Here is a 25012-nt window from a genome sequence, read left to right as displayed (position 1 = left end):
CCTGCGGACCAATAGCCCTGCGGACCAATAGCCCTGCGGACCAATAGCCCTGCGGACCAATAGCCCTGCGGACCAATAGCCCTGCGGACCAATAGCCCTGCGGACCAATAGCGGCCCGCGCACCAATAGCATTGAGCGGTGCCGACCACTCTCCGCCAGTCCCCCGGGGCCAGGGTCGGTTTGTCGATCGCGGTGGCGACCGGACTCTACGGCATCTCGTTCGGTGCCCTGTCCGTGGCGTCCGGACTCACGCTCTGGCAGACGTCGGCGCTGAGCCTGTTGCTCTTCTCCGGGGGTTCCCAGTTCGCGTTCATCGGTGTGATCGCGGGCGCCGGCACCCCCGTGGCCGCCGCCGGAGCGGCCGCCCTGCTTGGCATCCGGAACGCGGTCTACGGCATGCAGCTGAACGCGCTGCTGCACCCCCGCGGCTGGCGCCGCCTGGCCGCCGCCCACGTCACCATCGACGAATCGCTCGCCACGAGCACCGGGCAGTCCGACCCGGTCGAGCAGAAGCGCGGATTCTGGGTGGCCGGAGTCGGCATCTTCGTGTTGTGGAACGCGTTCACACTGGTCGGGGCGCTCGCCGGCGACGCGCTCGGAGACCCGAAGCAGTGGGGACTCGACGGCGCCGCGGTGGCCGCGTTCCTCGGGTTGCTCTGGCCCCGGCTCCGGTCGCGGGAGGCCGGCGCGATCGCGGTGGTCTGCGCGCTGGCGACCGTGCTCGCCGTGCCGGTCGTGCCGCCGGGCGTGCCCATCCTCGTGGCGGCCGTCGTCGCCGGCGCCATCGGCTGGTTCGGCTTCCGGCGCGGTCCGGAGGGTGAGGGGCTGGAGCCCGACATCGACCCGTATCCCGCTCCCCGCCCCCAGACTGACCGGCCGGGCGAGCCCGGGACGGCCGGGCGAGCCCGGGACGGGAGCCGTTTCGTGACCCTGTGGCTCTGGATCCTGGTCGCCTGCGCGGTGGGTTTCCTCACGAAACTGCTCGGTTATCTCGTGCCGCGCCGGTGGCTCACGAATCCCCGGGTCGCCCGCGTGGCCGGCACCCTGACGATCGGCCTGCTGGCGTCCCTGACGGTCGCGAACACGGTCGCGACCGGCCAGGAACTCGTGCTCGACGCCCGGATCGGGGCCCTCGCGGCCGCGGCCGTCGCCCTCTGGCTGCGGGCGCCGTTCCTGGTGGTGGTGGTCGTGGGCGCGGCCGCGGCAGCCGGCCTGCGCCTCCTCGGCTGGAGCTAGTCGCGCGGGGCCGGTCGCCCTGGAACTAATCGTCCAGGGCCGCGTGCAGGAACGCCGAGACCTTCGCGCGCATGGCCTCGTCGAGGATGCCGATCGAGTGGTAGCTTCCCGGCACGGTCACCAGTTCGTGCGGGATTCCCTGGCTCTCGAGCGCGTCCGCGTACCCGGTGGACTGGCTCAGCGGGATGAACTCGTCCATTGACGCCCCGATGAAGACGGGCGGGTCGCTCGGGTCGAGCTTGTTGGCTACGGACGCGGCCTCGGCGGCGGAGCAGTCGGTCGGCGCCGCACAGCCCAGGTAACGCTGCACGAGCCGCTGCAGCCCGAACGGGGCGCCGCCGGTCACGAGCCCCTGATAGCTGAGATCGACCGGTGCGGTCAGTTCGGCGACCGCGGCCACCCGCGACCCCTCGGTCAGCGGCCCGGAGCCCCGGGCACCGAGGAGGGCGGCAAGGTTGCCGCCCGCGGAACCGCCGAAGGCGCCGATCCGATCCGGGTCGATGCCGTAGCGCAGGGCGTGGTCGGGCTGGCGCATCCACTCCACGGCCAGGCCCAGGTCATCGATCGCGGCGGGGAACAGGGCATCCGGAACCAGGCGGTAATTCACCGAGTAGGCCACGAATCCCTCGCTCGCGAGCCAGGTGCAAACCGCCCGCCAGTCGCTGTTGCCCTTGTCCCCGTGGTTCCAGCTGCCGCCATGGACCGAGAGAACGGCGGGGCGCCGCGCAGACGCGGGGCCGGCCGCCGCCTCGGTCGCCGCCGCATCCGTGGCCGTCGGCGCCGGGGACGCCGTTGCCTCCGGTGCGGCCTCGGCGGGGGAACAGACGTCGAGGGTGAGCTGGGCGCCGTCCGCCCGGGTGCCGTACAGGACATCCGTGTCGACCGTCACGCCTTCGGGTGGGGCGATGGTCCGGATGCCGATGATCTCCGTCGTCACGAGTTCACTGTCGGCGGCGCCCGGCTCGTCCGGCGTCACGTCGTGCGGTGCGGGGCGGAGCCCGGCCAGCAGGGTCGTCGCGGTGAGTGCGACGGCCGCTGCGCCGAGGATCGCCGTGATGCGGACGCGGCGTGAACCGAATCGGGTGAGGCGGGGGCCGATGATCACGGATGCTCCGAGCTGCGGGTAGGTGTCTCGAGGATAGATCGTGCCCGGCCTCGCACCGAATCCCGTTCCCGGGTCGGCTCCCGCGAACGCTCAGCGTGGCGGCGCGGCATCCGGGGTAGGCGCGGTCTCCTCCGCCTCCTCCGGCCGGAGGGCCGCGAGGATCCGGGTGATGCTGATCGAGATGGTCGACGCGACGGCCATGGACGTCGCCGGAGCCGAGGCCTTCCGTTCGTCCAGTTCCGTCATCAAATTCTGGAGGGCGGCCTCTGCTTCTGTGAATGCGGCCGTCGCGCCCTCGTCCGGGTCCCAGTCCCGCAGCACCGCGGCCACGGCGTGCAGCGCGCGGCTCAGCGCCGGCCGCAGTTCGGGCCGCAGCTCGAGCTGCACCGGTGTGCCCCAGACCGCCCCGGTGAGCACCTCGGTCAGGTCGCGCACATGGAACGTGACGGTCTCGAGCGCGGCCAGGTCGTCGTAGTCCGTGCGGAGATCCCGCCGGTGGAGGCGGGCGCGGGGGTTGCCCTTGCGGCTGTCGTCGGCGTGGCTCACCGCCGCCCGCACGGCGCGGCCGACCGCCACGAGCTCCTGGCTGCGGGAGGCCCAACCGTCCTTTTCGGGTGGCCAGCTGTCGGCGAGCGCGTCGGCGACCTCCGACAGGTGCTCGGCGAGGGTTCGACGGAAGAGGGCCAGCTGGTGACCGACGGCTTCGAAGGCGAGCGGCGGGAAGAAGAGCAGGTTCACGGCGAGGCCGACCAGGATTCCCAGCGTCATCTGCTCGAGGTAGCCGATGGAGTAGCCGTCGGCATTCGGCCCGCCGACGATCAGCACGAACAGGGCGGTGACCGGGATGTACTCGCGGTTGGCGCCGAACCAGCCGGAGGCCGCGATGACGGCGCCCACGCCGACCGCGAGGGAGATGGTGAACACGTTGGGTTCGCTGAGAACGATGACGGCCCCGGCGAGCAGGATTCCGACGGCCAGGCCGCCCAGGGTCTGCAGGGCGTTCCGCACGGAGCTCATCAGCGTCGGGTACATGCTCACGAGCGCACCCAGAGGCGCGTAGTAGGGGTAGTCGTCGGCCACGCCGGGCAGGAGCGGCGCGATCGACCAGGCGATCGCGACGGCGACGGCGGCCTTGAGGGCCTGCACGATCCGCGGGCTGGTGGCCGTCGTCCCCATCCAGAAGAACGACTTCCGTGCCATCGGGGCGCTGCCCGTTGCCGCCCGGGTCAGGGTGCCCCTTGCCCGCTTCACAGCGACCCCTCCGCCAGGGCCTTGGCGAAGCAGACGCTGAACTCCTCGCCGATGTACTGGCCGAACCGGGGAATCTCACGGTAACCGGCCGTGCGGTAGAACGCGAGCGCCGCGGCACTGTCCGGCCCCGTCTCCAGAACGATTTCACGGATGCCGCCGGCCAGCGCATCCGTTTCGATCCGGTCGAGCAGGCGGCCGGCGATGCCCTGGCCGCGGGCCTCCGGGTGCACGAACATGCGCTTGAGCTCCGCCGTCGCAGCGTCATCTGCGGCCACCAGGGCGGCAATGCCGAGGGCGCGGCCGTCGTCATCCCTGGCCGTGTAGAAACGCACGCCGGGCTGCTCGAGTTCGTCGGCGCTCAGCAGAAAGTTGCTTTCGGGCGGGTAGAGGGACTGGGCGAAGTCGGCGCTCAGCCGCAGCAGGGCGGCGATCTCGGCCGGACGCGGAGACTCGATGGCGATGGTCATCAGCATCAAATAAGCGTAGACGCTGCAGACCGGCCGTGACATTTCGGCGTCAATCAGGTAACGTAGGCAGGTCGGCTCTTGACACCGTGTTTGTTTTTGTGTGCGCGGATGGGTTTGTAAGTCAGGATGGGCCGGTTTCCCAGTAATCCGCTGGTGAAAAATCACTGTATGTGAACGGCCCCGGCCATAGACTGCCCGGGTTCTCAGGTTGCGTCGCGTGTGCGTCGTTGTTCTGCCATGTACTCAACACAACCCAGGAATGTCTCCATGCCTAAAAATTTTGATCCGAAGTACGCCGCCAAGGGCGGACCGTCCAAGGGCGGCAGCAAGAGCCCCGGACACCGCGGCCACCACGCCGACGATGGTGCGCCCAAGAAGGCCCGCTGGAACGCCGGCGAACGCGCCGACCGTGCCGCCGGCCGCCCTGCCGGCAACGACCGCCCTGCCTACGGCCAGCGTCCCGATCGTCCCGCCTACGGCGACCGCCCGAACCGCAGCGATCGCCCCTCCACCGGTGGCGCCCCGCGCGGCGACCGCCCCTCGTACAACAGCGACCGTCCCCGTAACGACCGTCCCTCCTACAACAGCGATCGTCCGGCCTACGGGGACCGCGCTCCGCGCACGGATCGTCCGGCCTACAACAACGACCGTCCCCGTACGGATCGTCCGGCCTACAACAACGACCGTCCCCGTACGGATCGTCCGGCGTACAACAACGACCGCCCGCGCACGGATCGTCCGGCGTACAACAACGACCGCCCGCGCACGGATCGTCCGGCGTACAACAACGACCGCCCGTCGTACGGCGACCGTCCGGCCCGCTCCGATCGTCCGGCCTACGGTGACCGCGCCCCGCGCACGGATCGTCCGGCGTACAACAACGACCGTCCCCGCACGGATCGTCCGGCCTACAACAACGACCGTCCGCGCACGGATCGTCCGGCGTACAACAACGACCGCCCTGCTCGCTCTGATCGTCCGTCCTACGGTGACCGTCCCGCCCGCACGGACCGTCCCGCGTACAACAACGACCGCCCGGCTCGCACCGAGCGTCCGTCCTACGGCGACCGTCCCGCCCGCATGGATCGTCCGGCGTACAACAACGACCGCCCGGCACGCAACGAGCGTTCACACTCCGAGGGCGGCCACTCCAGCAACTTCTACCCGGACCGCGACTCCAAGCCGCACTTCGCCGCCGGCGACGACGTGGTGCTCGAGCGTCTGGAAGCCATCGCGACGACGGCTGCCGAAGTCGTCGGTGTGACCTTCGGCGACCTGGGGCTCGGCGAGAACATCGTTCGCGAGCTCGCCACCCTCGGCGCCTCGGCCCCGTTCCCGATCCAGGCCGCGACCATCCCGGATGTGCTCGCCGGCCGCGACGTGCTCGGCCGCGGCAAGACCGGCTCCGGCAAGACCATCGCCTTCGGCGCTCCCCTCGTGGAGAAGCTGCTGGAGAACAACGGCGCCAAGGACCGCAAGATGGCCCGCAAGCCCCGCGCGCTCATCCTGGCCCCGACCCGTGAGCTGGCCCTGCAGATCGACCGCACCATCCAGCCCATCGCCCGCAGCGTCGGCCTCTTCACCACCCAGATCTACGGCGGGGTCCCGCAGTACCGTCAGGTCAGCGCCCTCCAGCGCGGCGTGGACATCATCATCGGCACCGCCGGCCGCATCGAAGACCTGATCGAGCAGGGTCGTCTCGACCTGTCCGAGGTTGTCGTCACCGTCCTCGACGAGGCCGACTACATGTGCGACCTGGGCTTCCTCGAGCCGGTTCAGCGCATCCTGCGCCTGACCAAGAAGGGCGGCCAGAAGCTGCTCTTCTCCGCCACCCTCGACAAGGGCGTCGCCCAGCTGGTCAAGGAATTCCTGACCAACCCGGCCGTGCACGAGGTCGCCGGTGAAGACCAGGCCTCCTCCACGATCGACCACCGCGTGCTCATGATCGAGCACCGTGACAAGAGCGCCATCATCGGCCAGCTCGTCGACCGTCAGGGCAAGACGCTGATCTTCTCGCGCACCCGCGCCTACGCCGAGCAGCTCGCCGAGCAGCTCGAAGACGCCGGCGTGAAGGCGACCAGCCTGCACGGCGACCTGAACCAGGCCCGCCGCACTCGTAACCTGCAGATGCTGACCAGCGGACGCGTGAACGTGCTGGTGGCAACGGATGTCGCGGCCCGCGGCATCCACGTCGACGACATCGATCTGGTCATCCAGGCCGACGCTCCCGACGAGTACAAGACGTACCTGCACCGCGCGGGCCGTACCGGCCGCGCCGGCAAGTCCGGCACCGTCGTGACGCTGATCCCGAAGCAGCGTCGCCGCCGCATGGACGACCTGCTCGACCGGGCCGAGATCGAGGCCAGCTTCACCAGCGCGACCCCGGGCGACTCCGCGGTTCGCGACCTCGCGGGCATCTAACCCGAGCAGCACCCGGCAGTACCGCACAGCAGCACCTGAAGAAGGGGCACCCGCCGTCACGGTGGGTGCCCCTCCGCGCGTTCCGGGGCAGGAAAGCCTCAGCGGCGAGCCGCCCGACGACCGGTTGCCCGCACGATGGCCTTCCGGATCTCCTCGATCCATAGCACCGACGACCCGACCAGTACGCAGAGGCCCCACTGGGTCGGCGTGAGGGCGGTGGTGTCGAAGAGCGCCTGGAGCACGTCGATCTGCACCACGAGGATCTGCAGGACTATCACCGCGGTGAGTGCCAGCCAGATGCTGCGGTTGGTGAACGTCTGAAGTGAGAAGACGGAGTGGGTGTCCGAGCGCACGTTGAGCAGGTTGAAGACCTGGTAGAAGACGAAGGTGGTGAACGCAAGGGTTGTGGCGAAGGCTGGGTTCCCAGCACTTTCCGGGAACAGCGGGGACGCCTGAGTCAACACGGTCAGGGTGCCCGCGGCCATGACGAGGCCGAGCCCGAGAATGCGCAGCATCCGGTCCCGAGTGATCAGGGGTTCGTCCGACGGGCGCGGAGGCCGGCTCATCGTGCCGGGTTCGGCCGGATCCAGGCCGAGCGCCAGTGCGGGTGGGCCGTCCATGATGATGTTGACCCAGAGGATCTGCAGCGCAGTGAACGGCGCACCAGCGGCCCAGCCGGTGACGCCCGCGATCAGGAAGATGAGCACGAATCCCCACGCGGTGGTCAGCTGGAACCGGACGAACTTCAGGATGTTGGCGTAGATTCCGCGTCCCTCCCGCACCGCGGAGACGATCGTGGAGAAGTTGTCGTCGGTGAGGATCATGTTTGCGGCGCCTTTGGAGACATCCGTGCCGGTGATACCCATGGCGATGCCGATATCGGCCTGCTTCAGTGCCGGCGCGTCGTTGACGCCGTCCCCGGTCATGGCCACGACATCGCCGCCGGCCTGCAACGCCCTGACCACCCGGATCTTGTGGGCCGGGGTGACCCGCGCGAGAACCCCATAATCGGCGGCGTAGACGGCGAGCTCGTGGTCGTCGAGGTCGTCCAGCGTGGCACCGGCAGCAGCCTCGCCCGGCAGGCCCAGGTTGCGGGCGATGGCCGAGGCCGTCACCAGGTGGTCGCCCGTGATCATGTGCACGCGGATGCCGGCGCCGAGCGCCACCGAAATAGCCTCGGCCGCCTCAACCCGGGGTGGGTCGACGATTCCGACGATGGCGTAGAGGGTCAGCCCGGTGACCAACGAGCGACCGGAGTCCTCGCCCGGAACGGTGCCGGCGTCGAGGGTGCGTCCGGCGATCATGATGGTGCGAAGGCCGTCCCCGGCCAGCTCCTGGATGGTGTCGTGGATCCGTTGCCGCAGAGTGTCGTCCAGAGGGCGGAGGCCGTCGTCGGTGAGCACGGAGTCGGTCAGGGGCAGCAGGGCGCCCGGCGCGCCCTTGGCGAAGCAGCGGTGTCCGGGTTGCGGGAGTCCGCTCGTCGGCTCGGCCGGTCGGTGGAACGTGGCCATGAATTTGTAGTCGGAGTCGAAGGGCACTTCGGCCACCCGGGGGTGGGTCCGCCTCGCACCCGCGACGTCGATGCCGCCCTTCTCGGCCAGCACGGCCAGGGCCCCCTCGGTGGGGTCGCCGACCAGCACGCCGTCGTGCAGCACGGCGTCGTTGCACAGGGCCATGGTCAGGAACGCCTCCGTGAGGTCAGGCATTGGGGCGTCGTCGGCGGTGAGGATCCTGCCATCGGTGGAGTAGCCCTCGCCGGTGATGCGGAAATCGCGGCCATGGGTGTGCAGCCGGCGGGCCGTCATCTCGTTCATGGTCAGCGTGCCGGTCTTGTCGGTGGCGATGTGGCTGACGCTGCCGAGCGTTTCCACCGCCGAGAGCTGCTTGATGATCGCGCCCTGGGCGGCCAGTCGCGAGGCACCCATCGCCAGGGTGAACGCGACGACCGCGGTGAGACCCTCGGGAATGGTCGCAACGGCCAGCGAGACGGCGGTGATCAGGAGTTCGGTCCAGGACTCCCCGCGCAGCAGGCCCAGCACGAAGACGATCGCCACCACGACCAGCGCCGCGATTGTGAGCAGCTGGGCCAGCTGGTCGATCCTCCGCTGCAAAGGCGTTTTGTCGTTCTTCACCTCGTTCAGCAGCACCGCTATGCCGCCGACGGCCGTGCCCATGCCGGTGTCGGTGACCACCATGGTGGCCCGGCCGCGGGTGACCAAGGTGTTCATGAAGAGCATGTTGGTGCGGTCGGCGAGCGGCAGTCCGGCATTGTCCAGCGCGGGTATGGTTTTGCCGACCGGTTCGGATTCCCCGGTCAGGGCAGCCTCCGCCACCTGGAGGCCGGCAACGTCGATGACCCGGCCGTCCGCCGGAACGGAGTCGCCGGCGTCGAGGAGCACAATGTCGCCCGGCACCAGCTCGGAGAACTGCACCTCGAGTTCGGTGCCGCCCCGGCGAACGACGGCCCTGCCTTCCGATAGCTTTTGCAGCGCCTGGAGGCTGCTCTCAGCCCGTCGCTCCTGCACATAATTGAGGACGGTGTTCAGGATGATCACGGCCAGGATCACGATTGGCGTTTCCAGCTCCCGCGAGACGACGGCGCTGACGACCGCGGCTACCAAGAGCACGATGGTCATCTTCTCGGCCAGAAGGCGCACGATCTTGCGCCAGGTCGGCACGCGCTTCGGCTTACGAAGCAGGTTCGGTCCGTAACGCCGCCGGCGGTCATCGACGGCGGAGGCGGCAAGCCCGGTGCGGGCGTCGACGTCCTGGGCCGTGGTGGTTTCAGCGGCCGAGAGAGTGTGCCAGGCGGCGTGCTCGGTTGCCTCCGCTGGGGACCAGGTGGCAGGCATCCGTTTGGGTCAGCCCGTCGCCGGCTTGCGCGTCACCAGCACCGGGCAGACCGAGAGTCGGGTGCACTGGTCGCTGACCGAGCCCAACAGAAGGCCGGCCAGGTTGCCGCGGCCGCGGGAACCGACCACGAGCATGCGCGCGTCCCGCGACACCTCGATCAGGCTTCGGGCCGGCCCCGCATGCACGGCCCGGTAGTCGACGCTCACGTGCGGGAAGGCGTGCACCATCGCTGCGGTGTCTTCGATCAGTGCTGCCCGAACCGCGTCGGAGTATTCGGCGAAGGACGATACGTAGCCGAACTCCCAGCTCGCGGGCCTGGGGGCGGTGTCGATTGACCAGGCGCGCACGATCACGATCGGGGCGTGCAGCTGGTCGGCGAGCCCGAAGGCCGTGCTGAGCGCGTGGTCCGCGAAGGTCGAGCCGTCGTGGCCGACGACGATGCTGCCGGGCGGTGCCGGCGGTTGCCTGGTGGCCGCGGCGGTTTCCGATCTGGCTGCTGGGGTGGTGCCTTCGGTGCTCACGGCGGACTCTCCGGACTAAGGTGACGAGTAAGGCAGAACGATCAGAACACTCCCAGATTAGTGAACTGCGGTTCAGGTGTCCAGTGTGGGGGGCGGGGTCGGCACCAGCACGGCGAGCAGCTCGTCGAGTTCGTGGCCGTCGGACACCGGATGCCGGAACGGTCGCCCGGTGGCGATCTGGTAGTTGTTGCGCCGCCCGATCCTGGTTCTGGTGATGTAACCGTCTGCCACGAGGTCGGCGATGATCTTCTGGGCGCCGCGCTCGGTGACGCCCACCCGGGAGGCCACCTCGCGCATCCGGCACTGCGGATCGCGCGCGATCGTGACGAGAACGTGCGCGTGGTTGGTCAGAAACGTCCAGCGGGCGTCGCTCCCGGGGGCAAGTCGGGGTTCCTGGTCAGGGTCCGATGCGTTCATCTAAGCGAGAGTAGTCCACCGGCGTCGCGCAGGTGTCGGCGGTCTCGAGCCCGTGGACGGACTACGGCCGCTCCGGCGCCTCGATGATCAGGTTGGTGATGCGGGCCGTGCAGAGGCGGCGGCCCTGGTCGTCGCTGATCACGATCTCGTGCGAGGCGATGGTGCGGCCGAGCCGGATGGCCGTGGCCACGCCGGTGACGATGCCCGACCGGGCCGCGAGGTGGTGCGTCGCGTTGATGTCGAGTCCCACGGCGCTGCGGCCGGGGCCGGCGTGGATCACGGCCGCCCACGAGCCGAGGGCCTCGGCGAAGGCGACGGATGCCCCGCCGTGCAGCAGCCCGAACGACTGCCGGTTGCCCTCCACCGGCATCGTCGCGACCACCCGTTCCGCGGACTGTTCGACGATGGTCACCCCCATCTTCTCGTCCAGTTCGCCGAGCGTGATCTTCCAGTTCTCGTTCACTTTTCCCACTTCCGTTCAGTTCCCGGCCGGCACGCGCAGCCCGTCGAGGGCCACCGCGAGCACGTCGTCGGCGAGCGTCTCGGCATCCTCCGGGCCTTCCGGCCGGTACCACTCCACGATCGAGTTGACCATGCCGAACAACAGGCGGGTCACGATTCGAGGGTCGATGTCGCTGCGCAGGGAGCCTTCGTCGCGAGCTTCCGTCACGAGCGCCGACACGGCCCGGTCGAAGGCGCGTCGTCGGGCCAGCGCGGTGCGTTCGACGACCGTGTTTCCGCGCACCCGAAGCAGCAGGGTCACGTAGGGCAGGCGGGAGGTCAGAACCTCGACGGCCCCGCGCAGCACCCAGGCCAGCCGGTCGATCGCCGGGCCGACCCGGGCGTTCTCGTCCCGCAGCACCCCTTCGAGCCCGTCGAGGGCCTCGTCGAGGGCCAGCTCCAGCACCTCCTCCTTCGAGGAGAAGTGGTGGTAGATCGCCGATTTCGACAGGAACAGCCGCGTCGCGAGCACGCCCATCGACGTCGCGTCGTAGCCGAACTCGTTGAACGCGGCGACCGCGACCTCGAGAATGGCGCGTTGGTCATAGCCGGGACGGCCGCGTTTGGTGACAGGTCGCTCAGACATTACCGAGAAGTCTCTCACGACCCGGCCCGCCCGCGTCGAGGCGCGGGCGAACCGGCGTCGAAACGCCCTTCCCGGGAAAAGCGCAGTACGGCCCGCTCAGCGCAGGTCGTAGACACGCTTGTGCTTGCCGGTGCTGCGCTCGAGGGTTCCGGGTTCGACGATCAGAACGCTCACGCTGGACCCGATCAGGTCCTTGATCCGGTGGATCAGCAGCGCGGCGGCGATGTCGGAGGATGCGTTGGTCGCGTGCTCGTGCCGTTCGATCCGCACGGTCAGCTCGTCCATTCGGTTCGGCCGGGTCAGTTCGATCACGAAGTGCGGGGAGAGGTGCTCGATGCCGAGCACGATCTCCTCGATCTGGGTCGGGAACAGGTTGACGCCGCGAAGGATGATCATGTCGTCGTTGCGGCCGGTGATCTTCTCCATCCGGCGCATGCCGGGGCGGGCGGAGCCGGGCAGCAGGCGGGTCAGGTCGCGGGTGCGGTAACGGATGACCGGGAAGGCCTCCTTGGTCAGCGACGTGAACACGAGCTCGCCCTGGGTCCCGTCCGGGAGCACCAGGCCGGAGTCGCCGTCGATGATCTCGGGCAGGAAGTTGTCCTCCCACAGGTGGGGGCCGTCCTTGGTCTCGATGCACTCGTTGCCGACGCCCGGGCCCATGACCTCGCTGAGGCCGTAGATGTCGAGGGCGTCGAAGTCGAGGCGGTCTTCGAGCTCGAGGCGCATCTGGTTGGTCCACGGCTCGGCGCCGAGCACGCCGGCCTTGAGGCTGGACGAGCGCGGGTCCATGCCGGCCGCGACCATGGCATCCGTGATGGTGAGGAGGTAGCTGGGGGTGGACATGATCACGTCGGGCTGGAAGTCCTGGATCATCTTGACCTGCTTGTTGGTCTGCCCGCCGGACATCGGGATCGTGGTGGCGCCGAGCGCCTCGATGCCCGCGTGCGCGCCGAGCCCGCCGGTGAACAGGCCGTAGCCGTAGGCGTTGTGCACGCGCATGCCGGGGCGCACGCCCGAGGCGCGGAGGCTCCGCGCCACCAGGCCGGCCCACATCTTGAGGTCGTTCTTGGTGTAGCCGACGACGGTCGGCAGCCCGGTGGTGCCGGAGGAGGTGTGGATGCGGGCGACCTGGTCCATCGGCACCGCGAACATGCCGAACGGGTAGGAGACGCGCAGGTCGTCCTTCGTGGTGAACGGCAGCAGCGACACGTCATCCAGGGTGCGGATGTCATCGGGGTGCACGCCGACCTCGTCGAACTTGCGGGTGTAGAGCGGCACGTTCTGGTACGCGAGGCGCACGGTCTTCTGCAGCCGGGTCAGCTGCAGCGCCTGCAGCTCGTCCCGGGACATGCGCTCTTCCAGGTCGAGTTCATCCTGGGCCGGAGCGTGCAAGCGGGTCTTGGTCATCGTTGACATGAGGCCTCCTGGTGGAAGTGAATTAGTGAGCGGCGGTGCCGGGGAGAGGAAAATTGGTGGTGCGGCTGCGGCCGCGGAATTCCGCGATCGGCACGTTGTGCTCGGTGGCGACCCGCACGTCGTAGAGGCCGGAGCGGCCGCTCTTGGTGCGCAGCACGGCGGTCGCGGTCAGGGTCTGCCCGACGGTGGTCGGCTTCAGGAAGGTGATGTCGGCGCCCGACGCGAGCGTCACGTGGTGGTCGTCGTTGCAGGCGATCGCGAACGCGGTGTCGGCCAAGGCGAAGACGATCCCGCCGTGGGTGACATCGAATCCGTTCATCATGTCGTCCCGCAGGAGCATGGACACGACGGCCCGGCCCGGCTCGGATGCGTGCACGACCATCCCGAGAGCGGCGGACGCCCGGTCGTTCATCATCATTGCCCCGTTGGAGGGAGGTGGAGCATCCGTCATGTGGTTCTCCTCATTGAGTTCCGTGTGAATTGAGTTCCGTGTGCCGCAACCGCAACACGTGGTTGTGGGGCTAGTAGGGAAACCATATACTAACTGAACGATCGGTTGGTAAAACTTCGCCAAGCCCAGGAGTCAAAGATGACAATCCCGCCAGTTCCCTACGCTATCGCCCCGGAGAGTACCGACACGGTCTCCGCCGAGGAACAGCAGTTCAACGACCTGATTGCCGCCGATTCACGAATCGAGCCGCGCGATTGGATGCCGGAGGGCTATCGCAAGACCCTCATCCGGCAGATTTCCCAGCACGCGCACTCCGAGATCATCGGGATGCAGCCGGAAGGCAACTGGATCACCCGGGCGCCCAGCCTGAAGCGCAAGGCGATCCTGCTGGCCAAGGTGCAGGATGAGGCCGGTCACGGTCTCTACCTCTACTCCGCCGCGCAGACCCTCGGCATCAGCCGCGACCTGATGACCGAGCAGCTGATTGCCGGCAAGGCCCGCTACTCGTCGATCTTCAACTACCCGAGCCCCACCTGGGCCGACATGGGCTCGATCGGCTGGCTCGTCGACGGCGCCGCGATCTGCAACCAGGTGCCGCTGTGCCGGGCGTCCTACGGCCCGTACGGCCGCGCCATGGTGCGCATCTGCAAGGAAGAGTCCTTCCACCAGCGCCAGGGCTTCGAGATCCTGCTCGAGCTGATGAACGGAACGCCCGCCCAGCGCGAGATGGCCCAGGAATCGGTCAACCGCTGGTACTGGCCGGCCCTGCAGATGTTCGGACCGCCCGACGACGACTCGCCCAACTCGGCGCAGTCGATGGCCTGGAACATCAAGCGGTTCTCCAACGACGAACTGCGCCAGCGCTTCGTCGGAATGCTCGTGCCGCAGGCCGAGGTGCTCGGCGTCACGCTGCCGGACCCGGACCTGCGCTGGAACGAAGAAAAAGGTGTGTACGACATGGGTGAAATCGACTGGACCGAATTCCACGAGGTCCTCGCGGGCCGCGGGCCGGCGAATGCGCGGCGCCTCCAGCGCCGCCGCGACGCACACAACGAGGGCCAGTGGGTGCGTGAGGCTGCTGCCGCGTACGCCGCGAAGCAGGCCGTGAAGGCGGTCGCATAATGAGCGCTCCCGGTGCATCCGAGAAGGAGATCTGGCCCCTCTGGGAGGTTTTCGTGCGCTCCAGCCGCGGAATCAGCCACACCCACGTGGGCTCCCTGCACGCCCCCGACGCCACCCTCGCGGTGCGCAACGCCCGTGACCTCTACACCCGCCGCAACGAGGGTGTCTCGATCTGGGTCGTGCCCGCCGACGCGATCACCACGAGCGACCCGGATGCCAAGGGTGCGTTCTTCGAATCGCCCGCCGGCAAGAACTACCGCCACGCCAGCTACTACACGAAGAGTGAAGGGGTGAAGCACCTGTGAGCGACACCATCGAGCAGGACGCACACGGCCACGTCGACGTCGATAAGGTCGAGCTCTCCGCCGAACTGGTCGAAGCGGCATCCGTCGCCTCGCACGACGTCGCCGAATACGCGCTCTGGCTGGGCGACGACTCCCTGGTTCTGGCCCAGAACCTGGGCTGGTGGATCTCCCGCGCCCCTGAACTGGAAGAGGACATCGCCCTCGGCAACATCGCCCTGGACCTGATCGGGCACGCCCGTTCGCTGCTGCACTACGCCGGCGCCGAATCGGACCGCACCGAGGACGACCTGGCCTACTGGCGCGACGAACCCCAGTGGCGCTCCGCGCACCTGTTCGAACAGCCCAACGGCGACTTCGCCCACACGATCGCCCGACAGTTCATCGCCGCGCACTACCTGTTCGAGCTGTACAGCGCTCTGATGGAGTCGACGGATGCGACGCTCGCCGCGATCGCCGCGAAGGCGGTCAAGGAGGTCGACTACCACCGCGACCACTCCATCCAATGGGTGCTGCGCCTCGCGCAGGGCACCGAGGAATCCCGCCGGCGCATGATCACGGGCCTCTCCGACCTGTGGCCGTTCGTCGAAGAGCTCTTCGTCGACGAGCCGCTGATCGACCGGCTCGAGGGCGTCGCCGTTCGACCGTCTACCCTGGAGGCCACGGTTCTGGCCGCCATGCTCCCCGTCCTCGCCGAAGCCGAGCTCGAGGTTCCCCGCGGCTTCATCTCCTCCGGGGGCGGCCGCCGCGGCGACCACTCCGAGAACCTCGGGCCGCTGCTCGCCGAGATGCAGGTGCTGGCCCGGGCGCACCCCGACGCGAAATGGTAGACGTGGCATCGATCGCCCGTCCGCGCCCGAGCGACGCGGCCTCGCAACGGGCCTGGGACATCGCCGCCGAGGTCTGCGACCCCGAGGTGCCCGTGCTCACGATCGAGGACCTCGGCGTGCTGCGGTCGGTCGCCGTGACCGCGGACGGCACCCACGTCATCCTGACGCCGACCTACAGCGGATGCCCGGCGATGGAAGCCATGCGCGACGACGTCACCACGGCGCTCACCGGCGCCGGCTATGACAACGTCACCGTGGAGCTCGTGCTCTCCCCGGCCTGGACCACCGACTGGATGAGCGAAGAGGGCAAGGCGAAGCTGGTCAGCTACGGCATCGCCGCTCCGACCGGTCACTCCGGCGTGCGCCCGACCGGCACCGTCCGGCTCCAGCTCGCGGTCAAGTGCCCGCGCTGCTCCTCACTGAATACGCGGGAACTCGCCCGCTTCGGTTCGACGTCGTGCAAGGCACTCTACGAGTGCCGCGACTGCCTCGAACCGTTCGACTACTTCAAGGTGTTGTAACCATGGCCGCACTCAATCTGGGCAGTACCGATTCCCGAACGACCGTCACCGTCCTCGACGAGGGCTCCGACGAGGGCGCCCCCGCCGCGGGCACGAAACGCCGCGCCCGGTTCCATACCCTGACCGTGGCCGACGTGCGCCAGCTCACCCAGGACAGCGTCGAGGTGACCTTCGCGGTCCCCGAGGAGCTGCAGGGGGAGTTCGACTACGACCCCGGGCAGCACCTGGCCCTCCGCGCCACCATCGACGGCCGCGAGCTGCGCCGCAGCTACTCGATCTGCCGCCCCCGCGCGGTGGGATCGGTCAGCGTCGCCATCAAGCGCGACCTCGGCGGCGTCTTCTCCAGCTGGGCGAACACCGAACTGCGCGCCGGGGACCAGATCGACGTGATGAGTCCGCAGGGCACCTTCACCACCGCCCTGGACTCCCTCGACGACAAGCACATCGTCGGCATCGCCGCCGGCAGCGGCATCACGCCGCTGATGTCGCTCGCGCACACGGTGCTCGAACGCTCCGACAGCTCGCGCTTCACCCTCGTCTACACGAACCGCACCGCACTCGACGTGATGTTCCTCGACGAACTCGCCGACCTCAAGGACAAGTACCCGGCCCGGCTGGCACTGCACCACGTGCTCTCCCGCCAGACCCGGTCCTCGTCGCTGCTTTCCGGCCGGATCGACGAGGAGAAGCTGCGCCTGATGCTGGCCAACATCATCCGTCCCGCCGCGGTCGACGAGTGGTTCCTCTGCGGCCCGTTCGAGCTGGTGCAGCTGTGCCGGGACACCCTGGAGAGCGTGGACGTCGAGCCGAGCCACATCCGGTTCGAGTTGTTCACGACCGGGGAGCCGACGCACGCCTCCGGCGACACCGGGCGGCCGGTCATCGTCGGGATCGGCGACAAGACCTTCGAGATCGAGTTCACCCTCGACGGCGAGAGCGCCACGGTGACCACGCCGGTCAACGCGCACGAGAGCATCCTGAACGCCGCCCTGCGCGTGCGCCCCGACGTCCCGTTCGCCTGTGCCGGGGGAGTGTGCGGCACCTGCCGCGCCAAGCTCGTCAGCGGTGACGTCACGATGACCGAGAACTACGCCCTGGAGCCCGACGAGATCGCCCGCGGCTACGTGCTCACCTGCCAGTCGCACCCCACGACCGACAAGGTCGTCGTCGACTACGACGTATAGCGCCCGTTGGAGCGCCAGCAGAAGCGCGCGTTGAAGCGCTAATAAATAGGTACGGCGCGCAAGCGCAGAAAGCGGTTCCCGTGATCGATCTGACCATCACGGACGACGTTGCCTACGTCGTCCTGAACGCCCCGGACAAGTTGAACGCCCTCGACCAGGCGGCCCTGGCCGACCTCGAGGCCGCCTACGAGACCGCGGAGGCGGCGGGTGTGCGCGCCCTCGTGCTGCGCGGCGAGGGGCGGGCGTTCTGCGCCGGCCGCGACATCTCGGGCGTCGACCCGCGCGACGACGACGTGATGGGTTTCCTGGGGGGACTCGTCACCCCGCTGTTGCAGCGGATGAGCGCGTTCCCGGCCCCCACCTTCGCCGCCGCGCACGGGGCGTGCCTCGGCGTGGGCCTCGGGCTGCTGATCGCCACGGATGTCGTCTACGTCGCCGACACCGCGAAGATCGGGTCCCCGTTCGCGAACCTCGGCGCCACCCTCGACTCGGGCGGGCACGCCCTGTTCGTGGAGCGGCTCGGCGCGCATCGCACGCTCGACCTGATCTACTCAGGCCGCCTCATGTCGGGAGCGGAGGCCGTGGCCTCCGGCCTGTTCAGCCAGGTCTTCCCGGCCGACCAGGTCACGGATGCCACGGAGCGGGCCGCCGAGCGGGCCGCGCATGGTGCGACGCAGGCGTTCCTCGCCAGCAAGGAACTGGTGCGCGCCCTCCGGGACGATCGCCTCGGTCTCTGGCAGAGTGTCGCGGCGGAGAACCGGGCCCAGGCGGCGCTCTGCGACACCGCGGACTATCGCGAGGGCTTTGCCGCCTTCCAGCAGAAGCGCAAGCCCGTCTTCACCGGCCGCGACTGACCCCGCTCACCCCGCTCACCCCGCTCACCCCGCTCACCCCGCACACCCCGCTCACCCCAACCGCCAGACCCGATGTCGTGTGAACCAATTCGACGGAGATTTTGCGTTAAAAGGGGTTTCCGGAGGTGTTCGGGGCAATTTTTGGCAAAATCTCCGTCGAATTCGTTAGTTGCCCGTGCCCGGCGGGCCTAAATGCCGGCCGCGTTCAGAGGCCGCGACTGACCGGATCATCCCCGCGCGTCCCGGCCACGCGCGTCCTACGCCGCTGCGCTGGTGGCACGCCATGCGCGAAGCGGCGCAGCACCCGCGTAGCCCCCCCCGGCGCCTGACGACGGATGCCCCGGGCGAGAACAGAGGAGGGGTGCGCATCCGCAGATGCGCACCCCTCCTCCTTTGAGCTCGCGTGCGTTGCCGTAATGGGCAGCCCGCGCTTCGCAACCGGCCCGCTACGCGGCCGCGCCGCCCAGGTACGCGTTGTGCACCTCGGGCAGTTCCACCAGTTCGGCCGGCGTCCCCGTGAGCGCCACCCGTCCTCGGTGCATGACGACCGCGCGATGCGCGATCTTGAACGAGGCGCGCACGTTCTGTTCCACGAGGAGCACCGCGAGCTGCTTCTCGACGCAGAGCCGGGAGAGCACCTCCATGATCTCGGCGACCACCTTCGGCGCCAGTCCGATCGACGGCTCGTCCAGCATGATCGCGGTCGGGTCGGCCATCAGGCCGCGCCCGATGGCCACCATCTGCTGCTCGCCGCCCGAGAGCGTACCGGCGGCCTGACCCATGCGGGTCCGCAGCCGGGGGAACAAATCGAGGATCGACTCGACGTCACCGTTGCCCTTCTTCGTCCAGGCGCCCAGCATCAGGTTGTCACGCACCGAGAGGGTGGGGAAGCAGAGCCGGTTCTCGGGCACGTGGGTCAGGCCGAAGCCCGCCATCTTCTCCGAGGGCTTGCCGGTGATCGTGCGGCCCTCGAGGGTCACGCTGCCCGCGGTGGGCCGGATCTGGCCGCTCACGGCCCGCAGCAGGGTCGTCTTGCCGGCCCCGTTCGAACCAACGACGGCCACGATTTCCCCGCGCGCCACCTCGAAGGAGACCTGGTGCAGCACCGCGAGCTTCCCATAGCCGGCGTCGAGGCCGGAAACGATTAGCGTCATGCGTGCTCCTCCAACTCGATCAGTTCCGCTTCGGCCTCATCGAGGTCCGTGCCCAGGTAGGCCACCACGACGGCCGGGTCGTTGCGAACCGACTCCGGGTCTCCGTGTGCGATGAGCACGCCGTCGTCGAGAACCGCGACGTGGTCAGCGAGGCTCATCACCTGCGCCACATCGTGCTCGACGAGCACGATCGTGAGCCCGGCGGCCCGCAACCGCCGCAGCAGCTCGGCCATCACGTCGCGTTCCGCGCCGGACAGGCCGGCCATCGGCTCGTCGAGCAGCAGCAGGGCCGGCTCGGCGGCCAGGGCCCGGCAGACCTCCATGATGCGCTGCTTGCCGAACGAGAGGTCCGAGGCCGAGTCGTCCGCGGCATCCGTCAGCCTCATCGACGCCAGGATCTCGTAGGACGCGGCGCGGTGGGCGCTCTGCTCGCTCGATTGCAGTCCCAGCATGCCGCGGAGCACGCCGGCGCTGCCCTTGCGATACCGGCCCATGTACACATTGCCGACGACATCCGTCGACGTGAACACCTGCAGGTTCTGGAACGTGCGGGTCAGCCCGTGCGCGGCGGCCACGTGCGGTTTGCGGCCGGAGATGACCTGACCGAGGAACGTGACCGTGCCGGAAGTCGGGGTCAGGGCACCGGAGATCATGTTGAAGCAGGTCGTCTTCCCGGCACCGTTGGGCCCGATCAGACCCAGGATGCTGCCGGCCGGCACAGAGAGGCTGACATCGTTGACAGCGACGACACCCCCGTAGCGCTTGGTGAGGCCGGAGATCACGAGGATCGGCTCGCCGGCCGCGACCGGAGTGCTGACCGCCGGGAGCTGCGGGATCGTCGTGTCGTCCTCAGCGGCGTGCGCATGCGCGTCGACGGGCGGGCGCTTCCCCCCGAACGGCAGCTTCTGCCACAGGGTGGTCGCGGCCTGGAAGAGGCCGCCGGGGAGCAGCAGGATCACCAGGATCAGCACGATGCCGTAGCCGAGCAGCTGCACCTCGCCGGTGGCGCCGGGGAAGATGGCCGGGATGATGTCGCGCATGCCCTCGCCGAGGAACTGAACGAGGAAGGCGCCGGCGACGGCGCCCCAGACCGATCCGAGGCCACCGATGACGACCATCAGCAGGATCGAGACCGACAGGTGGAATTCGGAGGTCGACGGGCTCACGATCGCGACCTGGTACGCGTAGAAGACGCCGCCGAGGCCGGCGAACCCGGCGGAGAGCACGAAGACCTTCAGCCGCAGGGCGTAGGTGTTGACGCCGAGGCTCTCGGCGGCGAGTTCGGAGTCGTTGACGGCCGAGAGGGCGCGACCGGCGCGGCTGCGGGTGAGGTTGAGGGCCAGGATCAGCCCGATCACCACGAACGGCGTCACGAACCAGAGGAAGAACCCGTTGTTGTCGATCGGGATCCCGAAGACCGTGGGCCGCGAGATGCCGTAGATGCCCGTGGTGCGTCCGGTGACGTCCCATTCGCGCACGCCGATCATCACGATGAAGCCCAGTCCCAGGGTCGCCAACGCGAGGTAGTGGCCGCGCAGGCGCATCAGCGGAAGGCCGACGAGCAGGGCGACCAGCATCGCGGCGAGGACGCCGATGGTGGCCGCGACCGGACCGGGCAGATCGAGCTTGGTCAGCAAGATCGCGTGCGTGTACGCACCGATCGCGAAGAACGCGGCCTGCCCGAGGCTGACCTGCCCGGCCAGGCCCATCAGCAGGTTGAGCCCGATGGCCGGCAGGGCGAAGATCATCGCGAACACGACGATGTTCATGACCGAGGAACTGGCCGTGAAGGGGACCACGATCATCAGAACGACGAGGACGCCGCAGCCGATGAGCATGCTCTTGTTGTTCATCCAGAAACGGGCTCCGGGGGAGCGCATCCCGGCGGGGACCGGTGTGGTTGCATGTGTCATTTCGCTACACCCTGACCGCTGTGGGCTTGAGAACGAGGCCCTGGGGACGGACGACGAGCACAAGGATGAGGATGAGGAAGGCGGCGCCGTCCCTCAGGCCGGATGCGACATAGCCGGCCACGTAGGCCTCGATCATGCCGAGCAGGAGTGCCCCGACGATCGCCGCACGGAAGGAGACGAATCCGCCGAGGACGGCGGCGACGAAGCCCTTGAGCCCGAGCAGCACGCCACCGGACCAGAGGGAGAGGTAGATCGGGGAGGCCACCACACCGGCGACCGCCCCGACGAATCCTGCAATCGCGAACGCCAGCACCGACGCGGCAACGGGGGAGATCCCCACGATGCGCGCCGCGACGGGCTGCTCCGCACACGCCCTCAACGCCTTGCCCCAGCGGGACTTCTCGTAGAAGAGCACGATTCCCCCGCCGACCACGACGAGGGCGCCGATCATCCAGAATTCCTGCGAACGGATGCTCACGCCACCGATCAGGATGTTGGTCCCCGGGAACAGGGGCACCCCCTTGGCCTCCGGACCCCAGGCCAGCAACATGATCGCCTGCAGCAGCGTGGAGACGCCGAGGGTCAGGATGATGGACGTGAGCGGAGTCAGCTTCTTCACCCTCGCGATGATCAGCCGTTCCATCGCGATGGCCACGAGGGTCACCGTGAGGATGGCGACCAGCACCCCGAGGAAGAGGGGCATGCCCGCCGCGACGAGCCAGGCGGAGCCCAGGCCGGCCAGCATCGCGAACTCGCCCTGGGCGATGTTGATGACGTGGCGCACGGTGTAGACGGCGATCAGCCCGACGGCGAGCAGGGCGTACACAGATCCCTGTGAAAGCCCTGCCACCGTCAGTTGCAGGAAATCAGTGAGCACAATCAGTCCTTGAGGAGGTTCCAGCGACCATCCTCGGCCTCAGCCAGGATGAGGGCGGAGGCGTCAAGGCCGGAGTGGTTCTTCGCGGTCATCTTGAAGACCCCCGAGATGCCGGTCCACTTGGCGGTCTCGAGCTCGGTGCGCAGGGCCTCGGGGTCGGTGCCGACCGCGTCGATCGCGTTCACGGCGATGTGCCAGGCGTCGAATGCGTGGCCGGCGAAACCGGAGGGCTGCTCGCTGTAGGCCTTGCTGTAGTCCGCCTTGAACTGGTCGATGACCGTGCTCTGGGGGTTGTCGGCAGCCAGCTGGTCGGCTACGAGCAGGCGGCCCATCGGGGCGATGACGCCGTTGGCGGCGTCACCGGCAGCGTCGAAGAACGCCTGGTTCGAGATGCCGTGCGAGTGGTAGACCGGCTTGTTCACGCCGAGCTGCACGTAGGCCTTCTGGGCCAGGCCGGCGGAGGGGTTGATGCCCCAGATGATGACGGCGTCCGCGTCCGAGCCGCGCACATTGGTCATCTGCGGGGTGAAGTCGGTGGCGCTCGGCTCGAAGGCCTCCGTCATGACGAGGGTGATGCCGCGCTCGGCGCCGAGCTTCGTGATGTAGTCCGCGACCCCTTCGCCGAATCCGGTGGCGTCGCGAACGAGGGCGAGCTTGGTGTAGCCCTTGGCCTTGGCGTCGTCGAGGATGCGCTCGATCACCACCACGTCGTTCTGCGCGGTCTTGAAGACCCACTGGGAGCCCTCGACGATGGCGATGTTGGCGGCGACGGAGATCATCGGGACCTTCGCGGCTTCGGCGATGGGGCGCATGGCCAGGCTGGGCCCGGTGCGTGAGGCGCCGATGATGAGGTCGACCTTGTCGCTCTCGATCAGCTTGCTGGTGGCCTTGGCCGCGCCGTCTTCGGTCGACTGGTTGTCGACGATCGTGAGCTCGACGTCGCGGCCGTCGATGCCGCCGTCGGCGTTGAGCTGCTTGGCCAGCATGGTGAGGGTGTTCTGCTCGGGGACGCCGAGGCTGGCGCCGACGCCGGTGACGTCGAGAACGGCGCCGATCTTGATCGGCCCTGCCTCCGCGGCGGGGTCGGCGTCAGCCGTTCCCCCGAGGTTCGAGGTGCTGCATCCGGCCAGCGCAAGGGCTGTGACGACGGCAATCGGCGCGATGAAACGCAGACGAGACTTCTTCATTGGAATCTCCTTCAGAGGAACAGATAATTAGTGACCGACCAGTCGTTCACTAATTCAGGTGTGGCCTGACAGTATCGTGGCGCCATCGTTCGGGGCAAGGGTCTCGGACGTACTCGTTGGTAACGAGTGGGTGACGTTCCGCGCCGTCAGGCCAGGGCGAGCATGCCGGCCGCCGCCAGTGCCAGCGCCAGGCCCAGCCACTGAACCGGGGCGATCCGTTCCCGGAGCACCACGGCGGCGAGCAGGATCGTGCCGGCCGGATACATGGCCGTCAATACGCTCATCACGCTCAGATCACCGGCACGGATGCCCAGCAGCAGCAGGAAATTGGCGACCACATCGACCACGCCGCAGGCGGCCGCGAGGCGCAGGCCTATGAACAGGGTCGACCGGCGGTGGGACGTGGCGTCGGCATTCGTCTGGGTGTCGGCACTGGCATTCGCGATCGCGTCGGCTCCCGCCTCGCCGGTCGTCGCCGGCAGGGTCCCGGCGACCGTGAGCGCGCGGCGCCGGCGCAGCGCGACCAGGGCAAGCAGCCCGACGACGGCGAACATGATCGACCCGTTCACCGCGCGGTTCAGCACCAGTGGAACGAGTCCGCTGTCCTCGGGAGTCAGGTCGATCATGATCATGAAGGCGCCGATCATGGCTCCCGAACCCAGTGCCATCAGCACGCCGATCAGGCTCGGCCGCACTGCGCCGCGCTCCGGCACGAAGCCAACGAGCACAACCGCGAGCAGGGCGAGACCCAGCGCCCAGTAGCCGATCGGAGCCAGCCGGTCGCCGCCCGCGAGCCCCACGGTCGCCGGCACCACCGCCGACACCACGGCGGTGAGGGGGGAGAGGATGCTCATCGGCCCGATCGCGAGGCAGGCGTAGAGCAGGGAGATGGCGATGGCGCCGCTGACTCCGGACGCCGCGCCCCAGAGCACGGCCTCGGCCGACCAGGCTCCGCCCACGAACGGCAGGAAGAGCAGCAGGGCGACCAGCCCCGAGGTCGCCGCGACCGCCGTCGCCAGCACCGAACTGATGCGCTTGGCGGCCAGGCCGCCCAGGAAGTCGGCGCTGCCGAAAATGAGCGCGCCGGTCAGGCCCAGAACAGCGGTAAGCATAGAACCAGAGCCTACCGATCGGAGGCCCATGCCGCCGCCCGCGGCGGCTTAGGCTCGAGTAATGCGAAGAAACAAGGTTCAGCGCCGATCTGTCCGAGTGCTCCTGGGTGCCGGCCTGGTCGCGGCGGCGCTGGGCTGGTCGGCCTCCCCGGCGCTCGCGCACAACGATGCGGTCGAGTACTCGCCGGCGGAGGGCGCGGTCGTCACCGAGCAGCCCGGGATGTTCCGGGTGACGACGAACGACGAGTTGGTCGACCTGGGCGAGGGTTCCGGTCGCGCCATGGCGATCAGCGGTCCGGCGGACGCGACCACGCCGCTGTACTACGGCGACGGCTGCGTCACGCTGGCCGGTCCCAGCATCGAGACCACGGCCCAGCTCGGGCAGCCGGGCGAATACACCGTCACCTGGCAGGCGGTGTCGGCCGACGGGCATCCGGTGTCCGAGGAGTATTCGTTCACCTGGCAGCCGGCCGAGGGGCAGGCCCTGGCGGCCGGGTCTGCGGCGGTGCCGACCTGCGGCCAGGCCGCCGGGTCGACGGATGCCACAGCCGCTCCGGCCGAGCCCGGGGGCACCGTTCCCGACGCCGCCTGGATCTCCGCCGCTGCCGCCGCAGTGGTCCTCGCCGGGGCCGTCGCCCTCTTCGCGATCCGCCGCCGCACCCGGCGCACACCATGATCGCCCGCGCAGCCCGAATAGCACGTCACTCCTGTCGGCTCCTGGGCGGCCGTGT

The 25012-nt window shown here is 68.9% G+C and carries 24 protein-coding genes and 1 pseudogene; 10 read left to right on the top strand and 15 right to left on the bottom strand.

Annotation, left to right across the window (positions count from 1 at the left end):
- Positions 1 to 138: 138 nt before the first annotated feature.
- Positions 139 to 849, top strand: a pseudogene (locus tag E3T24_RS17630) (AzlC family ABC transporter permease); the annotation flags it as partial.
- 75 nt (positions 850 to 924) lie between these two features.
- Positions 925 to 1236: an AzlD domain-containing protein gene (locus E3T24_RS17625; RefSeq protein ID WP_134367837.1), complete on the top strand. Its 312-nt coding sequence runs from the start codon at positions 925 to 927 to the stop codon at positions 1234 to 1236.
- A gap of 25 nt (positions 1237 to 1261) precedes the next feature.
- On the opposite strand, the gene E3T24_RS01720 is transcribed toward E3T24_RS17625, so the two are convergent.
- From E3T24_RS01720 to E3T24_RS01710, 3 genes are all read right to left on the bottom strand, one after another.
- Positions 1262 to 2341: an alpha/beta hydrolase gene (locus tag E3T24_RS01720; RefSeq protein WP_134404752.1), complete on the bottom strand. Its 1080-nt coding sequence runs from the start codon at positions 2339 to 2341 to the stop codon at positions 1262 to 1264.
- Between the two features lie 90 nt (positions 2342 to 2431).
- Positions 2432 to 3592 (bottom strand): FUSC family protein, encoded by a 1161-nt coding sequence (locus E3T24_RS01715; protein ID WP_241976114.1) that lies wholly within the window; start codon positions 3590 to 3592, stop codon positions 2432 to 2434.
- Positions 3589 to 4065 carry a GNAT family N-acetyltransferase gene (locus tag E3T24_RS01710; protein WP_134403088.1) on the bottom strand — a complete coding sequence of 159 codons (477 nt, stop codon included), beginning with the start codon at positions 4063 to 4065 and terminating at the stop codon, positions 3589 to 3591. Before E3T24_RS01710 ends, E3T24_RS01715 begins: the two co-directional genes overlap by 4 nt.
- Positions 4066 to 4326: 261 nt before the next feature.
- Between E3T24_RS01710 and E3T24_RS01705 the strand changes: the two genes are divergently transcribed.
- Entirely contained in the window at positions 4327 to 6480 is a 2154-nt protein-coding gene (locus E3T24_RS01705) for a DEAD/DEAH box helicase (RefSeq protein ID WP_134434216.1), read from the top strand.
- Positions 6481 to 6578: 98 nt separating this feature from the next.
- Here E3T24_RS01705 and E3T24_RS01700 read toward each other — a convergent pair whose 3' ends face one another.
- From E3T24_RS01700 to paaI, 7 genes are all read right to left on the bottom strand, one after another.
- On the bottom strand, positions 6579 to 9332 hold the full coding sequence (locus E3T24_RS01700; protein ID WP_134434215.1) for an HAD-IC family P-type ATPase: 2754 nt from the start codon (positions 9330 to 9332) through the stop codon (positions 6579 to 6581).
- 9 nt (positions 9333 to 9341) lie between these two features.
- Complete coding sequence (locus E3T24_RS01695) at positions 9342 to 9854, bottom strand: universal stress protein (RefSeq protein WP_134404744.1); 513 nt, start codon at positions 9852 to 9854, stop codon at positions 9342 to 9344.
- A 72-nt stretch (positions 9855 to 9926) separates the two neighbouring features.
- Complete coding sequence (locus E3T24_RS01690) at positions 9927 to 10271, bottom strand: helix-turn-helix domain-containing protein (protein WP_134367849.1); 345 nt, start codon at positions 10269 to 10271, stop codon at positions 9927 to 9929.
- 61 nt (positions 10272 to 10332) lie between these two features.
- A complete protein-coding gene (locus tag E3T24_RS01685) occupies positions 10333 to 10689 on the bottom strand; it encodes a hotdog fold thioesterase (protein ID WP_134367904.1) in 357 nt (118 codons plus the stop codon).
- Between the two features lie 60 nt (positions 10690 to 10749).
- Entirely contained in the window at positions 10750 to 11358 is a 609-nt protein-coding gene (locus E3T24_RS01680) for a TetR/AcrR family transcriptional regulator (RefSeq protein WP_134367851.1), read from the bottom strand.
- A 96-nt stretch (positions 11359 to 11454) separates the two neighbouring features.
- The gene (gene paaK / locus E3T24_RS01675) at positions 11455 to 12774 is read right to left on the bottom strand and encodes a phenylacetate--CoA ligase PaaK (RefSeq protein ID WP_241976112.1); all 1320 of its coding nucleotides are present in this window, start codon (positions 12772 to 12774) and stop codon (positions 11455 to 11457) included.
- A gap of 22 nt (positions 12775 to 12796) precedes the next feature.
- Positions 12797 to 13225: a hydroxyphenylacetyl-CoA thioesterase PaaI gene (paaI, locus tag E3T24_RS01670; protein ID WP_198416047.1), complete on the bottom strand. Its 429-nt coding sequence runs from the start codon at positions 13223 to 13225 to the stop codon at positions 12797 to 12799.
- 138 nt (positions 13226 to 13363) lie between these two features.
- Between paaI and paaA the strand changes: the two genes are divergently transcribed.
- From paaA to E3T24_RS01640, 6 genes are all read left to right on the top strand, one after another.
- Positions 13364 to 14347, top strand: coding sequence for a 1,2-phenylacetyl-CoA epoxidase subunit PaaA (gene paaA / locus E3T24_RS01665; protein WP_134367852.1), 984 nt, complete (start codon positions 13364 to 13366; stop codon positions 14345 to 14347).
- Positions 14347 to 14652 carry a 1,2-phenylacetyl-CoA epoxidase subunit PaaB gene (gene paaB / locus E3T24_RS01660; protein ID WP_104102564.1) on the top strand — a complete coding sequence of 102 codons (306 nt, stop codon included), beginning with the start codon at positions 14347 to 14349 and terminating at the stop codon, positions 14650 to 14652. Before paaA ends, paaB begins: the two co-directional genes overlap by 1 nt.
- Complete coding sequence (gene paaC, locus E3T24_RS01655) at positions 14649 to 15479, top strand: 1,2-phenylacetyl-CoA epoxidase subunit PaaC (RefSeq protein ID WP_134409868.1); 831 nt, start codon at positions 14649 to 14651, stop codon at positions 15477 to 15479. The genes paaB and paaC overlap by 4 nt, the downstream gene beginning before the upstream one ends.
- Positions 15473 to 16000: a 1,2-phenylacetyl-CoA epoxidase subunit PaaD gene (gene paaD, locus E3T24_RS01650; protein WP_134367856.1), complete on the top strand. Its 528-nt coding sequence runs from the start codon at positions 15473 to 15475 to the stop codon at positions 15998 to 16000. The genes paaC and paaD overlap by 7 nt, the downstream gene beginning before the upstream one ends.
- Before the next feature lie 2 nt (positions 16001 to 16002).
- On the top strand, positions 16003 to 17184 hold the full coding sequence (paaE, locus tag E3T24_RS01645; RefSeq protein ID WP_134403085.1) for a 1,2-phenylacetyl-CoA epoxidase subunit PaaE: 1182 nt from the start codon (positions 16003 to 16005) through the stop codon (positions 17182 to 17184).
- Between the two features lie 80 nt (positions 17185 to 17264).
- On the top strand, positions 17265 to 18038 hold the full coding sequence (locus tag E3T24_RS01640; RefSeq protein ID WP_134367860.1) for an enoyl-CoA hydratase/isomerase family protein: 774 nt from the start codon (positions 17265 to 17267) through the stop codon (positions 18036 to 18038).
- Between the two features lie 446 nt (positions 18039 to 18484).
- Here the strand turns inward: E3T24_RS01640 and E3T24_RS01630 are convergent, their stop codons facing one another.
- The 5 genes from E3T24_RS01630 to E3T24_RS01610 all read right to left on the bottom strand — a co-directional run bounded on the left by E3T24_RS01630 (position 18485) and on the right by E3T24_RS01610 (position 24281).
- Entirely contained in the window at positions 18485 to 19192 is a 708-nt protein-coding gene (locus E3T24_RS01630; protein ID WP_134367862.1) for an ABC transporter ATP-binding protein, read from the bottom strand.
- Positions 19189 to 21105, bottom strand: coding sequence for a branched-chain amino acid ABC transporter ATP-binding protein/permease (locus tag E3T24_RS01625; RefSeq protein WP_134367864.1), 1917 nt, complete (start codon positions 21103 to 21105; stop codon positions 19189 to 19191). Before E3T24_RS01625 ends, E3T24_RS01630 begins: the two co-directional genes overlap by 4 nt.
- A 4-nt stretch (positions 21106 to 21109) precedes the next feature.
- Positions 21110 to 21982 carry a branched-chain amino acid ABC transporter permease gene (locus E3T24_RS01620; RefSeq protein ID WP_160141074.1) on the bottom strand — a complete coding sequence of 291 codons (873 nt, stop codon included), beginning with the start codon at positions 21980 to 21982 and terminating at the stop codon, positions 21110 to 21112.
- 2 nt (positions 21983 to 21984) lie between these two features.
- On the bottom strand, positions 21985 to 23169 hold the full coding sequence (locus E3T24_RS01615; protein ID WP_134404738.1) for an ABC transporter substrate-binding protein: 1185 nt from the start codon (positions 23167 to 23169) through the stop codon (positions 21985 to 21987).
- 146 nt (positions 23170 to 23315) lie between these two features.
- Complete coding sequence (locus E3T24_RS01610) at positions 23316 to 24281, bottom strand: EamA family transporter (RefSeq protein WP_134367869.1); 966 nt, start codon at positions 24279 to 24281, stop codon at positions 23316 to 23318.
- Positions 24282 to 24342: 61 nt separating this feature from the next.
- On the opposite strand from E3T24_RS01610, the gene E3T24_RS01605 reads away from it, so the two are divergent.
- Positions 24343 to 24957: a copper resistance protein CopC gene (locus tag E3T24_RS01605; protein WP_134367871.1), complete on the top strand. Its 615-nt coding sequence runs from the start codon at positions 24343 to 24345 to the stop codon at positions 24955 to 24957.
- Positions 24958 to 25012 lie beyond the last annotated feature (55 nt).

It is taken from the genome of Cryobacterium sp. TmT2-59, from assembly GCF_004403545.1.
Classification (GTDB): domain Bacteria; phylum Actinomycetota; class Actinomycetes; order Actinomycetales; family Microbacteriaceae; genus Cryobacterium; species Cryobacterium shii.
Note: the sequence above shows the minus strand (reverse complement) of the source record. Positions and strands in the feature narration are given on the sequence as shown.

Excerpts from the sequence above, each read along its gene's own strand:
- E3T24_RS01710 (WP_134403088.1), bottom strand. The coding sequence starts at position 4,065 with ATGCTGATGACCATCGCCATCGAGTCTCCGCGTCCGGCCGAGATCGCC.
- E3T24_RS01705 (WP_134434216.1), top strand. The coding sequence starts at position 4,327 with ATGCCTAAAAATTTTGATCCGAAGTACGCCGCCAAGGGCGGACCGTCC.
- E3T24_RS01700 (WP_134434215.1), bottom strand. The coding sequence starts at position 9,332 with ATGCCTGCCACCTGGTCCCCAGCGGAGGCAACCGAGCACGCCGCCTGG.
- E3T24_RS01690 (WP_134367849.1), bottom strand. The coding sequence starts at position 10,271 with ATGAACGCATCGGACCCTGACCAGGAACCCCGACTTGCCCCCGGGAGC.
- E3T24_RS01685 (WP_134367904.1), bottom strand. The coding sequence starts at position 10,689 with ATGGGGGTGACCATCGTCGAACAGTCCGCGGAACGGGTGGTCGCGACG.
- E3T24_RS01680 (WP_134367851.1), bottom strand. The coding sequence starts at position 11,358 with ATGTCTGAGCGACCTGTCACCAAACGCGGCCGTCCCGGCTATGACCAA.
- paaK (WP_241976112.1), bottom strand. The coding sequence starts at position 12,774 with ATGTCAACGATGACCAAGACCCGCTTGCACGCTCCGGCCCAGGATGAA.
- paaI (WP_198416047.1), bottom strand. The coding sequence starts at position 13,225 with ATGACGGATGCTCCACCTCCCTCCAACGGGGCAATGATGATGAACGAC.
- paaA (WP_134367852.1), top strand. The coding sequence starts at position 13,364 with ATGACAATCCCGCCAGTTCCCTACGCTATCGCCCCGGAGAGTACCGAC.
- paaB (WP_104102564.1), top strand. The coding sequence starts at position 14,347 with ATGAGCGCTCCCGGTGCATCCGAGAAGGAGATCTGGCCCCTCTGGGAG.
- paaD (WP_134367856.1), top strand. The coding sequence starts at position 15,473 with ATGGTAGACGTGGCATCGATCGCCCGTCCGCGCCCGAGCGACGCGGCC.
- paaE (WP_134403085.1), top strand. The coding sequence starts at position 16,003 with ATGGCCGCACTCAATCTGGGCAGTACCGATTCCCGAACGACCGTCACC.
- E3T24_RS01630 (WP_134367862.1), bottom strand. The coding sequence starts at position 19,192 with ATGACGCTAATCGTTTCCGGCCTCGACGCCGGCTATGGGAAGCTCGCG.
- E3T24_RS01625 (WP_134367864.1), bottom strand. The coding sequence starts at position 21,105 with ATGACACATGCAACCACACCGGTCCCCGCCGGGATGCGCTCCCCCGGA.
- E3T24_RS01615 (WP_134404738.1), bottom strand. The coding sequence starts at position 23,169 with ATGAAGAAGTCTCGTCTGCGTTTCATCGCGCCGATTGCCGTCGTCACA.
- E3T24_RS01610 (WP_134367869.1), bottom strand. The coding sequence starts at position 24,281 with ATGCTTACCGCTGTTCTGGGCCTGACCGGCGCGCTCATTTTCGGCAGC.
- E3T24_RS01605 (WP_134367871.1), top strand. The coding sequence starts at position 24,343 with ATGCGAAGAAACAAGGTTCAGCGCCGATCTGTCCGAGTGCTCCTGGGT.